The 10,090-nt window shown below is 39.3% G+C and carries 15 protein-coding genes; 3 read left to right on the forward strand and 12 right to left on the reverse strand.

Features of this window, described 5'->3' with window-relative positions:
- Positions 1-63: 63 nt before the first annotated feature.
- Positions 64-1,062 carry an adenosine deaminase gene (locus G9371_RS16950; protein WP_029424275.1) on the forward strand — a complete coding sequence of 333 codons (999 nt, stop codon included), beginning with the start codon at positions 64-66 and terminating at the stop codon, positions 1,060-1,062.
- Between the two features lie 43 nt (positions 1,063-1,105).
- On the opposite strand, the gene G9371_RS16955 is transcribed toward G9371_RS16950, so the two are convergent.
- The gene (locus G9371_RS16955; protein ID WP_001111767.1) at positions 1,106-1,663 is read right to left on the reverse strand and encodes a cytochrome b; all 558 of its coding nucleotides are present in this window, start codon (positions 1,661-1,663) and stop codon (positions 1,106-1,108) included.
- 242 nt (positions 1,664-1,905) lie between these two features.
- Here G9371_RS16955 and G9371_RS16960 point away from each other — a divergent pair, with 242 nt between their 5' ends.
- Both G9371_RS16960 and rnhB read left to right on the forward strand, forming a co-directional pair.
- Positions 1,906-2,295, forward strand: coding sequence for a hypothetical protein (locus tag G9371_RS16960; protein WP_000735757.1), 390 nt, complete (start codon positions 1,906-1,908; stop codon positions 2,293-2,295).
- Between the two features lie 65 nt (positions 2,296-2,360).
- Positions 2,361-2,927 carry a ribonuclease HII gene (rnhB, locus tag G9371_RS16965; protein WP_000495832.1) on the forward strand — a complete coding sequence of 189 codons (567 nt, stop codon included), beginning with the start codon at positions 2,361-2,363 and terminating at the stop codon, positions 2,925-2,927.
- A gap of 69 nt (positions 2,928-2,996) precedes the next feature.
- Here rnhB and csrA read toward each other — a convergent pair whose 3' ends face one another.
- The 11 genes from csrA to G9371_RS17020 all read right to left on the reverse strand — a co-directional run bounded on the left by csrA (position 2,997) and on the right by G9371_RS17020 (position 9,869).
- Positions 2,997-3,251 (reverse strand): carbon storage regulator CsrA, encoded by a 255-nt coding sequence (gene csrA / locus G9371_RS16970; protein ID WP_000906487.1) that lies wholly within the window; start codon positions 3,249-3,251, stop codon positions 2,997-2,999.
- Positions 3,252-3,497: 246 nt separating this feature from the next.
- Entirely contained in the window at positions 3,498-4,778 is a 1,281-nt protein-coding gene (locus tag G9371_RS16975) for an aspartate kinase (RefSeq protein ID WP_001185176.1), read from the reverse strand.
- Between the two features lie 209 nt (positions 4,779-4,987).
- Positions 4,988-5,203, reverse strand: a complete 216-nt coding sequence (locus G9371_RS16980; protein WP_000362184.1) for a hypothetical protein — start codon at positions 5,201-5,203, stop codon at positions 4,988-4,990.
- A 196-nt stretch (positions 5,204-5,399) separates the two neighbouring features.
- On the reverse strand, positions 5,400-5,873 hold the full coding sequence (locus G9371_RS16985) for a methyltransferase domain-containing protein (RefSeq protein ID WP_104914896.1): 474 nt from the start codon (positions 5,871-5,873) through the stop codon (positions 5,400-5,402).
- Positions 5,870-6,367: a hypothetical protein gene (locus G9371_RS19275; RefSeq protein ID WP_104914899.1), complete on the reverse strand. Its 498-nt coding sequence runs from the start codon at positions 6,365-6,367 to the stop codon at positions 5,870-5,872. The genes G9371_RS16985 and G9371_RS19275 overlap by 4 nt, the downstream gene beginning before the upstream one ends.
- Before the next feature lie 2 nt (positions 6,368-6,369).
- The gene (locus G9371_RS16995) at positions 6,370-6,615 is read right to left on the reverse strand and encodes a hypothetical protein (protein ID WP_000654847.1); all 246 of its coding nucleotides are present in this window, start codon (positions 6,613-6,615) and stop codon (positions 6,370-6,372) included.
- A gap of 1 nt (position 6,616) precedes the next feature.
- Complete coding sequence (locus G9371_RS17000) at positions 6,617-7,693, reverse strand: hypothetical protein (protein WP_104914897.1); 1,077 nt, start codon at positions 7,691-7,693, stop codon at positions 6,617-6,619.
- Positions 7,690-8,811: an ATP-binding protein gene (locus G9371_RS17005; RefSeq protein WP_104914898.1), complete on the reverse strand. Its 1,122-nt coding sequence runs from the start codon at positions 8,809-8,811 to the stop codon at positions 7,690-7,692. Before G9371_RS17005 ends, G9371_RS17000 begins: the two co-directional genes overlap by 4 nt.
- Positions 8,812-8,822: 11 nt before the next feature.
- Complete coding sequence (locus G9371_RS17010) at positions 8,823-9,146, reverse strand: hypothetical protein (RefSeq protein WP_031974081.1); 324 nt, start codon at positions 9,144-9,146, stop codon at positions 8,823-8,825.
- Complete coding sequence (locus tag G9371_RS17015; protein ID WP_000656410.1) at positions 9,139-9,429, reverse strand: hypothetical protein; 291 nt, start codon at positions 9,427-9,429, stop codon at positions 9,139-9,141. The genes G9371_RS17010 and G9371_RS17015 overlap by 8 nt, the downstream gene beginning before the upstream one ends.
- Positions 9,429-9,869, reverse strand: a complete 441-nt coding sequence (locus tag G9371_RS17020) for a hypothetical protein (RefSeq protein ID WP_001101434.1) — start codon at positions 9,867-9,869, stop codon at positions 9,429-9,431. The genes G9371_RS17015 and G9371_RS17020 overlap by 1 nt, the downstream gene beginning before the upstream one ends.
- Between the last annotated feature and the right edge of the window lie 221 nt (positions 9,870-10,090).

Consider the following 10,090-nt stretch of genomic DNA (forward strand, 5'->3'; position numbering starts at 1 on the left):
TAAGAAGGAAATTATAGAAGGGTGTGCTTACCACACCCTTTTTTCTTTAGATGTGGAGTTAATATGAATCAAGTCGAGCTGATTCAGGCCTTACCAAAAGCCGAGTTGCATGTGCATATTGAAGGGACCTTTGAACCTGAATTAATGTTTGCCATTGCACAGCGTAATCAGATTCAGATTCCTTACAAATCTGTTGAAGAAGTAAAGCAAGCTTATAACTTTCATAATCTTCAATCATTTTTAGATATTTACTATGCTGGTGCAAATGTTCTTGTTCATGAGCAAGATTTTTACGATTTAGCATGGGCATATTTTGAAAAGTGTGCAGAAGATCGTGTCGTTCATACAGAAATGTTCTTCGATCCGCAAACTCATACTGACCGTGGTATTGCTTTTGCAACCGTGATCAATGGGCTTAAACGTGCATGTGCTGACGCAAAAGCCAAATTTGGTATCAGTTCTCAGCTGATCATGTGTTTCCTGCGTCATTTAAGCGAAGAAGCTGCATTTGAAACGCTTGAGCAAGCTTTACCGTTTAAACAAGATATTATCGCTGTAGGACTTGATTCAAGCGAAGTAGGCCATCCACCAGCTAAATTTGAACGTGTTTTTGCTAAAGCGCGTGAAAAAGGCTTCTTAATCGTGGCTCACGCAGGTGAGGAAGGTCCACCTGAATATGTGTGGGAGGCTTTAGACCTGCTCAAAGTAAACCGTATTGACCACGGCGTGCGTTCTGAAGAAGACGAACAATTAATGGCTCGTTTAATTAATGAAAAAATGCCATTAACGGTTTGTCCTTTAAGTAACTTAAAGCTATGTGTTGTTAAGGATATGAAAGATCACAATATCCGCCGTCTTTTACAAAAAGGCGTACACGTGACTGTTAACTCAGATGATCCTTCATATTTCGGCGGTTATATGAATGATAATTTCTTTGCCATTCAACAGGCATTAGATTTAACCAATGATGAGTTGAAGCAACTCGCAATTAACTCTTTTGAAGCCTCTTTCATTTCAGATGAGGAGAAACAAAAGTGGATTTCAGAAATCCAGAAAATCTAAATAAAAAAACCGCCTGTGATAGGCGGTTTTTTTAACATTGAATTTATTTAGGTTGTTTGGTCATACTGTTTAAAACATTGTCTTTATCTATAAAGTGATGTTTTAAAGCTGCAAGTACATGTCCAACAATAAGTAAACCAGCAAACCATGAAATATAAATATGTAATGGCTTAACAATAGCTAATAACTCAGGATTATCTTGCACCAGGCGTGGAATTTCAAATAAATATAAAACCGGAGCAGGGTGACCAGCACTCCAGCTAAATAAACAGCCAGTGACTGGTAAAGCGACTAAAATCACATACAGTAATAAATGTCCGATGTGAGCTAAAGTTTTCATTGTTGGTGACATCGTGTCAGGCAATTGTGGGGCAGGATGGGTGTAACGCCAAAACAGACGAATGACCACGAGGAAGATAATGGTTGTGGCGATATTCTTATGTAGTGTAATGACATCGCCTTTAAAGCTGCCATCAACGTCATAACTTAGAAAATTTCCACTATAGAAACCAATCACCCAAGCAGTGATAAAAATGATGGCCATGACCCAATGCAGAATCTGTGCAGTACGGGTGTAGTATTGAGAGGTTGAGGCAGGCATAAAAGACCCTTTTTTTTGTCATTCTAGCGCTAGATTTTATGGGAAACTGTTAAATTTGAGAAATGTTGTTCCCGTAACAGAGCGTGCTATAAACAGAACGCTTCAATTTAAAAAAAACACGGTTAAGTTGAGCTAGAGATTAAGGGACTTAATTTGCATAAATGCATCAATTTATTTGTTTCTTCTAAGCACAAGTTTAGGCAAAATACGCGCTGCTTACGTTCGATCAAAGGAAAAAAATGATGAAAAAATTGATGCTCGCTGTAGCACCAGTTGTTTTAGCTTTAACTGCATGTGCAACCACTACAGGTACCGGTACTGGCGGTGCTTCTGCACAAACGACAACTCAACAGTTAGGCGTAGCTGCATTAAAAGTTGCTGTTAATGCGAAATGTATTACAGAAATTAATAATGTTGCTGCATGGAAGACAGCAACAAAATATATGACTGCTGAACAGCGTGATAGCATCCAAACGAATGTTTGCGGCTGTGTAAGTGAAAAAGCACCAAATAGTGTGACTGCAGTAGAATTAGCTGCTGCTGCGCTTGATGTGAATACACGTGCTACAATCGTAAACCAAGTGGTTTCTAAAACTGTAAATGCTTGTGTGGCGGAAGCTTTACAAAAATAATTGATGTTTTAAGCACTAAAGAAGGCCGATTCTTATAAATCGGCCTCTTTTTCATTGGAGTATACATGTTTGTTGCAGGCGTAGATGAGGCAGGACGAGGCCCATTAGTGGGTTCTGTTGTTGCTGCAGCTGTTATTTTAGATCCGAATAATCCAATTTTAGGATTAAACGATTCTAAAAAATTAACTGAAAAGAAACGTGAAAAGTTGTTTATTGAAATTCAAGAAAAAGCTTTAGCATGGTCAATAGCAGAAGCTACACATGCAGAAATTGATGAGCTGAATATCTTGCAGGCAACTTTTTTGGCTATGCAACGTGCAGTGGATGGTCTGAAAACACAACCTCAAAAGGTAATTGTAGACGGCAATCAAATTCCAAAAGGAATTATTATTCCTTGCGAGGCGATTGTAGGGGGAGATGCAAGCCATGCCGAGATTAGTGCGGCGAGTATCTTGGCTAAAGTCACGCGTGATCGTCAAATGGCAGAATTAGATCAACAATATCCATTATTTGGTTTTGCCAAACATAAGGGGTATCCAACCAAAGCACACTTTGAAGCCATTGCAGCTCATGGCGTGATTGATCAACACCGTCGTAGTTATGCACCTGTAAAACGGGCATTAGGGCTATAAATTTATATATTCCCAAAAAATTTAAAGCGACTATAAAGTCGCTTTAATTAGGGAGAGAACAACTTCATACTAACGATTGAAGTTTTTCTGTGCATAATTATCATCTTCATATGAAACTTGATAATCTTGATCAAGATGTTGAAGGTGTTCATGCATTGCACGTTCATGTTGAATACGTTGATAAATTTCTTCGCGATGAACAGAAACCTCTTTTGGTGCATTTACACCAATTCGAACTTGGTTTCCTTTGACGCCAAGCACAGTAACACTGACTTGATCCCCAATCATTAATGTTTCCCCGACACGGCGGGTCAGAATCAGCATGTTTATCTCCTTGCTAAACGCTTAAAACTGCAATATTGGTACCCAAATAAAAAGCTCAACCTCAGTTTTCAGTCAGATTCTAACAGAAATATGAGAACAAAGTCATATTTTGATAATCACTGCCAAAAAACTTTCCGTTTAATATAACAGAGCCGCTATAAAAAAAACTATAGCGGCTCTGTGTTTTCTTTGATTATTGTCGGACAAGTAAACATTTTTTAATGAATTCTTGACCGTTCGGTAAAATTAAGCGCGTGCGCTGCTTTCACCATGTTCACGATCTAAACCAAAAGCGGTATGTAAGCAACGAACTGCAAGCTCAAGGTATTTTTCATCAATAATGACAGAAACCTTAATTTCAGAAGTTGAAATCATAAGGATGTTAATACCTTCGTCAGCAAGGGCAGTAAACATTTTGCTTGCTACACCCGCATGCGAGCGCATACCTACACCCACGATAGATACTTTAACGATGTCATCGCGTGTTGAAACTTCACGCGCACCAATATTTTTGGCAGTTTCATTTAAGATTTTTTCAGCTTTTGCTAAATCAACACGGTTTACAGTAAACGTGAAATCTGTTGTGCCATCTTCTTCAACATTTTGGACTATCATATCCACTTCAATGTTGGCATCACTTACTGGTGATAAAATTTTAGAAGCAATACCCGGTTCATCAGGTACACCTAAAATTGTTAATTTTGCTTCGTCACGGTTAAAAGCGATACCTGCAATGATTGGCTGTTCCATAGTGTCTTCTGCCTCAGTAGTAATGAGTGTACCTACATTTTCTTTAAATTCGTCGTCAAATGCGCCGTCGTCATCATTATCAAAACTTGATAATACGCGTAAAGGAACTTGATATTTTCCGGCAAATTCTACTGAGCGAATCTGTAAAACTTTAGAACCTAATGATGCCATTTCTAGCATTTCTTCAAAAGAAATACGATCGATTTTCTTCGCTTTAGGGGCAACACGAGGGTCTGTAGTATAAACCCCATCAACGTCAGTATAAATTTGGCATTCATCTGCTTTTAGGGCAGCTGCAATGGCAACACCAGAAGTATCTGAACCGCCACGTCCTAGAGTTGTAGTATTTCCGTTGGCATCGAAGCCTTGGAAGCCTGCAACTACAATAACACGGCCTGCATCTAGGTCATTGGTCATGACATCTGTGTCAATCGACTCAATACGCGCCTTAGTAAATGCACTGTCAGTTTTAATACCGACTTGACGTCCGGTATAGGATTTAGCTTCCACACCAATCGAATTAAGTGCCATAGCTAACATGGAAATCGTCACCTGTTCACCGGTTGAAACCATTTGGTCTAACTCGCGTGGGTCAGGTGTTTCGGTAATGGCTTTAGCGAGGGCAAGTAAGCGGTTTGTTTCACCACTCATTGCAGATACGACCACAACAACCTTGTGACCGTGATCATGCCAACGCTTCACACGACGAGCAACATTTAAAATGCGCTCGGGGGTACCCATAGAAGTACCGCCATATTTTTGAACGATTAATGCCATATCGCCTAAACCCTTATAATTAAACGGGAAAAGTATATTCTTGCTTCCTTGGTTTCATTATATGTACACCATTATGTACATAAATGAAATTGCTGAGTTTATCTAGCAAGCCGTGATTCGGCGGACAGTATATAGTAACGTAAATATGCTAACAATCATTGATCTGGACTAATTTCATCAAGTTTGCTGATTGTTAGCTTCGGTACAACTTATATAGCTTTTTTTAGTTGCTTCTTTTGCTGGCATTCTTCCTCCCACTTCATTACATCAGTAGCGAGGTATCTTTTCATTGTCCCGCCTTCAGAACTTAAAGCTGGGGCTGGGAAGGGAATACCCCAAGGTGTGTTAATTTCCCACCGATTAAGTGTGCGTTTAGTAATATGAAACATCTCACACACATTGTTAGATGTCAGATATTTATCCACATTAGCCCTCCTTACTTTCCGCTTTTCTAAAATCAGTGCCTTCTGGATCTATTCCGAAATGTCTGCATAACTCATAAGCTCTAGTTGAGCTCACACCTAATCTACAAACATGAACCCAGTTCGGTTGCTTCTTTGGCTTATTTGCATTTTTTAAGGCATACAAATAAAGTTCTTCAAAATTAAATCTACTCATATTTCAGCCATCAACCTTCATAAAAGTAATCCAATGTGTATTGCTGCGTTTCCCGCTAATGTGTCCAAACAATGGTTTTTGATCTGTCAGCTCTAAAAGTTCACTAACTTTGATTTGTGTTTCATTCCATTTGAAAATTAAAACACCTCCATTGGCCAACACACGAAAGCACTCTGCAAAACCCTTGCGAATATCTTCACGCCAATCTTCTGACAACTTTCCATACTTGGCAGCTAACCAACTTTGTTTTCCAGCTTTAACTAGGTGAGGTGGGTCAAACACAACTAAAGTGAATTGGCCATCCTTAAAAGGCATGTCACGAAAGTCCATCATCACATCTGGTTCAATCACTAAAGAACGACCATCACACAATGTATGTTCTTCTTTTCTGATATCTCCATAAATTACATTTGGGTTTTGACGGTCAAACCACATCATGCGAGAGCCACAACAAGGATCTAAAATTTTTGCATTCATCCCTCAGCTCCCGATTCGCTTTTACCCAATGGCGCCCAATGTGTTAATTCATCTTCATCAAGGTATTTTTTTAACTCATGATCAAACCATGTTTCATACTCATAAGATCGGTTAGATAGTTCGCAAAAATCTGAGTCTTTATCATATGTTGCTTCTGACTCAACAATAATAAGATTGTCGTCCTCATCCCACGCTTTACGCTTTATCTTTACTCGTGTCCCGAACTTAATAGGTCTTCCGACCTTAGCACTGATCCATTCTGGCACCGCCTGAGCTTTGGCTTTTTCTAGCTCGGCATCACGATGCTTTGCACATCTAAGCCAAGCATCCCAACGGCTATTCATGTTGCTTATTTCTTTCTGAGCAATTTCAGAAGGATTGTTTGATCTAGTCATAAACAGTTCATGCTCATGACTAAAAATAATGTCTCTTCTTCCTTTGTAATATTGGAAGGTATCCAGAAAAGCCTCTCTTTCCTTATTCAAATCAAGCATCATTAGGCCCTCAAATATTCTTCTTTGGTCCACTCAACGAACTCTTTATAAAGTTGTTGTGCCGGTTTATTTAATCGGTTGTGATAGTCGATCGTTATGCGGCGCCAAGCGACTGGTACCGCATAATGCTTTGTTAGGAACATTGCTTGATCCATGCCTTGCCGGACTATTACGTAGCCCAGCAATTGCAAGTAGTACATAAAACCAAGCATGTGTTTTTGGCTCACTTTCTTGTACTGATCTTTCATATTAGAAACCGTCTCCTAATAGATAATCAGGCTCTGCTTCTGGTTGAGAAACTGCTGGATTTTCTAATTCATAGCGGCGTTTTCTTATATAGCCCATAAGCTTTGGTTGAATTAGCGGATCACGTGCTGCTACATCTATTTCCAAAGCATCTAATGTTGTGAGGTCGGGCGCGTTTTGGATCTGGACCATTAGTGAAGGTGGTTCATTTGCAGGTGCCTTAGATTTTTCGAGCTCTTCAAGTCGTTTGTGAGTGGCAAGGAGGAGAGGTTCCATTTGTTTGTCATTCCACGTACGGGTATATCGATAAACAGCATTTACCTCTTCAGGTGTTTTTGATTCTTTTACACGCTGAAGAAGAGTATCTAGGGTTTGCTGATACTCATTGTTTTTTTCTTGCTCAGGTGTAGGCTGAGTTAAAAAATCTTCAGGTGAAGACACATAAGGTTGTTCTGTAATAACAATCGCACTATCTAAAGCTGATCCTATATTTTCTGAAATATCTTCGGATTGCACCAATGAGTCTTCAGAAGTAGTTACATTTGTTTGCTCAGTAATAACAATTGTAGGTTGTTTAACTTCATCAACAATTTCAGAAGTCTTTTCTACAACTACTGTCTGTGCACCTTTTGATTTCTTAGCACGCTGTTTCTTTGGTTCGTCACCTAGGCGAATAACACTAAAATCGTCACTAACTTCAAAACCTAACGCTTTAGATAGTGCTTTTAATTGAAGCTTGGCGTTTTCTGCATCACGTTGAACAAAGCCGCTATTAATAGATTCAATTAATGCGGTGGTTCTAAAATTCACGACGTAAATAGAAGGCGAATATGTAGTAATTACAAAAACATCCTGTCCTTCCTCATATTCATCAATAGTTAATGGCTTTGTGAATGTAATGCCAGCCAGTTCAATAGTTTCGATTTTGATGCAGAATTCAAAACCCGGTTTGCCAAAAACAGAAGCGGGGAATTGATCTAAGTCAGAAAAGTCCAACATGTCTCCAATAGGACGACATAGAACAGTTTTACCTTTTTGAAGAGCTGCAAATGCTTCTTGAGCAGTTAAAATATTTTTCATGCTGTCATCCCCGTTTTCGCTAAGGTTTCAATTTCTTGTTTAACTGCCTTAAGTTTTGCCGCTTCAATTTGGATAAGGGCATCGATACCTAAGTGCTCACAAACTGTTTTTACATCGAGGCCACGTTCAGCAATAAAGTTTTGAAGTTCATCTCTTTGTTGATCTGAGATACCGTTAAATTCAGGTGGACTAATCCAAGTGCCACGTTGCTTATCAAACGTGCAATTCAATGCTTTAGCCCTCATTAACATTGCTTGGCGCATGTTCTGGTAATACATATGTTCTTTATCAAGCGACTCAGTTAATTGATTAAGGTCACCTGCATGCTCTGCTTCTTCACAGCTTTGTTTCCAGTTTTCTAGCTCTTCTTGGGCTTTAGCTGCTGCAAGTTGTGCAGGCGTTAAGGTGTTAATGTGATCTTTAGCTTGAGTAATCAGGTCAGCCAAGAAAGTAGGGTGTGCTTTAAGATCAGGTACCCATACTTCACCGGTTTCACCGCCTAAAGCACCTGAGTTTTTCGCATGATGTGTAGGCGAAGGTTTGAAATTAATAACGCGGGCATTTTTACCTTCACCAGTAGTAACAGTTGTTAGATAACCCATGACATCTGCGATACGGTAAAGCTCGTTACGGTTTTTACCACCTAGATCTGGTCGGTAAATAATTTGATCACCGTTTTGATCTTCTGAAGCATGCGCAATGAAAACAACATCTTTGCCTAGACTGATTAAAGTGTTGATGTACTGCTTGAAGGTTTGATTCGCTAAACCTTGAGCCTTTAACTTTAAAGAGCCATCTTTTTGACGGTTATTAGCAGTTAGCAATAGATGGGTTTTAATGCATTCAAGCATTGCGCCAACGGTATCAATGATTACAGTTTTATAAGGTGCTAAGTCTTGAGGAGTTAGGTTTGCTACATCACTCCATTGTTGAACCTGTACAACCGCGCCACGACGTAATTCACCAGTACGGTGAGCACCACGGTCAAAGTCAAAAGAAATTGCTTTTTCCGCAGTAAAGCCCATGGATGATTTACCTAAACCCGGATCCGCGTATAGGTACACAATAATTGCTTGAACCAATAAAGTTTGATCAGCAGTAATAATCGGTAACGCCATTTTTCTTATCCTCATCTAGAGCCAGTAAAGCCGCGTTTTTGCTTATATGCTTTGCGGTCATAAGTAGGGATATTTGTTTCACGCAGTTTTATAGCGAGCTGCTTTCTGCGCTGAAAATCGATTTCTTGGGTGAGTTCATTCCAAACTTTTGGATAAGAAGTTTGGAACCTGAACACATTTAAAGGCGTCTTAAATCCGTCTTTAACTTTGTAAAGAACTGAGCCATTAGCATTAGATGCGTACACTTGCCAGCCAATGCGGACAGAGTAGAGACCCTTATCATCACGGCCTAAAAATGACTTGTAGCCGTCAGGATGTTTTTTGAAATTAGACATGTTCAGCCTCCTTACATTCGCATGTACCAACAAATGCATACGTAAGCGGGCTAGGAGCATCAACAGGTGAGACGTCCTTAATATTTAAAGGAATAATTTCTTTGCGATATTTAACTAAAACCACATCACCTTCACGGCAATTGACAATTCCTTCTCTTGAAGAAAAACGTGCAGATTTAGAAGATTGGGTTACTCTGCAAAATGAAACCTCATCACCAGCTTTGATTTTTGAACGGTCAACAGGAATCATCTTCTTGCAAGTAGGGCAGTTATAATCTTTCATTAGGCTGCCTCCAACCATTTATTACGGTCGATATAGCCCGCTAATAAAATATTTATGTTTTTATGGTCGTCATGATTGGTGAAATCATTCCAAGGTTTGCCGCTTAAGTCAGTTACTGACTCAATAGCAAGGTTAGTAATTTCAGCCGCTGTAAAATCAGATCCAGCTACACCATAGCTATCAGCTACGCCGTCAAAATCGAAGCTTACGTTTAATTTGAAGCCGTCTATGCGGATAACAGCTACACCAGTTTTTTCACCAGTTTGCTTAATTCCTAAGAGTTCATATTCAGAAGCAACTACTTGTTTGCTTTCATATGAGTAATTAGAAGGGACGCTAGAATTAGCGGTACGGTATTCACAAGAACCCAAGGCTACAAGTACAGCAATTGCTGTAACTCCAGTTACCTTGTGCTTGTTTAAAAAGGTTTTTACGTTCATAATTGATCTCGCAGTTTGCAAAAGCACATCGGACCTGGGGAGGGCGGTGTGCTTTTTTGTTGTCTACGAGATAAATATTAGGTAAACCTAATTATTAAGTCAATAGGTGTTCCTAATAAAATTAGAAATACCTAATTTTTGTGTTTTAATAGACAAAAGAAAACCCAACTATCAAAGGTGATAGAAATGAGTCTAGGCGAAGAAATGTTTGAATGGCGCAA

It is taken from the genome of Acinetobacter sp. EKM10A (assembly GCF_011075215.1).
Lineage (GTDB): Bacteria > Pseudomonadota > Gammaproteobacteria > Pseudomonadales > Moraxellaceae > Acinetobacter > Acinetobacter baumannii.

Coding starts and splice junctions, on each gene's coding strand:
- G9371_RS16950 (WP_029424275.1), top strand. CDS start 64: ATGAATCAAGTCGAGCTGATTCAGGCCTTACCAAAAGCCGAGTTGCAT.
- G9371_RS16955 (WP_001111767.1), bottom strand. CDS start 1,663: ATGCCTGCCTCAACCTCTCAATACTACACCCGTACTGCACAGATTCTG.
- G9371_RS16960 (WP_000735757.1), top strand. CDS start 1,906: ATGAAAAAATTGATGCTCGCTGTAGCACCAGTTGTTTTAGCTTTAACT.
- rnhB (WP_000495832.1), top strand. CDS start 2,361: ATGTTTGTTGCAGGCGTAGATGAGGCAGGACGAGGCCCATTAGTGGGT.
- csrA (WP_000906487.1), bottom strand. CDS start 3,251: ATGCTGATTCTGACCCGCCGTGTCGGGGAAACATTAATGATTGGGGAT.
- G9371_RS16975 (WP_001185176.1), bottom strand. CDS start 4,778: ATGGCATTAATCGTTCAAAAATATGGCGGTACTTCTATGGGTACCCCC.
- G9371_RS16985 (WP_104914896.1), bottom strand. CDS start 5,873: ATGAATGCAAAAATTTTAGATCCTTGTTGTGGCTCTCGCATGATGTGG.
- G9371_RS19275 (WP_104914899.1), bottom strand. CDS start 6,367: ATGCTTGATTTGAATAAGGAAAGAGAGGCTTTTCTGGATACCTTCCAA.
- G9371_RS16995 (WP_000654847.1), bottom strand. CDS start 6,615: ATGAAAGATCAGTACAAGAAAGTGAGCCAAAAACACATGCTTGGTTTT.
- G9371_RS17000 (WP_104914897.1), bottom strand. CDS start 7,693: ATGAAAAATATTTTAACTGCTCAAGAAGCATTTGCAGCTCTTCAAAAA.
- G9371_RS17005 (WP_104914898.1), bottom strand. CDS start 8,811: ATGGCGTTACCGATTATTACTGCTGATCAAACTTTATTGGTTCAAGCA.
- G9371_RS17010 (WP_031974081.1), bottom strand. CDS start 9,146: ATGTCTAATTTCAAAAAACATCCTGACGGCTACAAGTCATTTTTAGGC.
- G9371_RS17015 (WP_000656410.1), bottom strand. CDS start 9,429: ATGAAAGATTATAACTGCCCTACTTGCAAGAAGATGATTCCTGTTGAC.
- G9371_RS17020 (WP_001101434.1), bottom strand. CDS start 9,869: ATGAACGTAAAAACCTTTTTAAACAAGCACAAGGTAACTGGAGTTACA.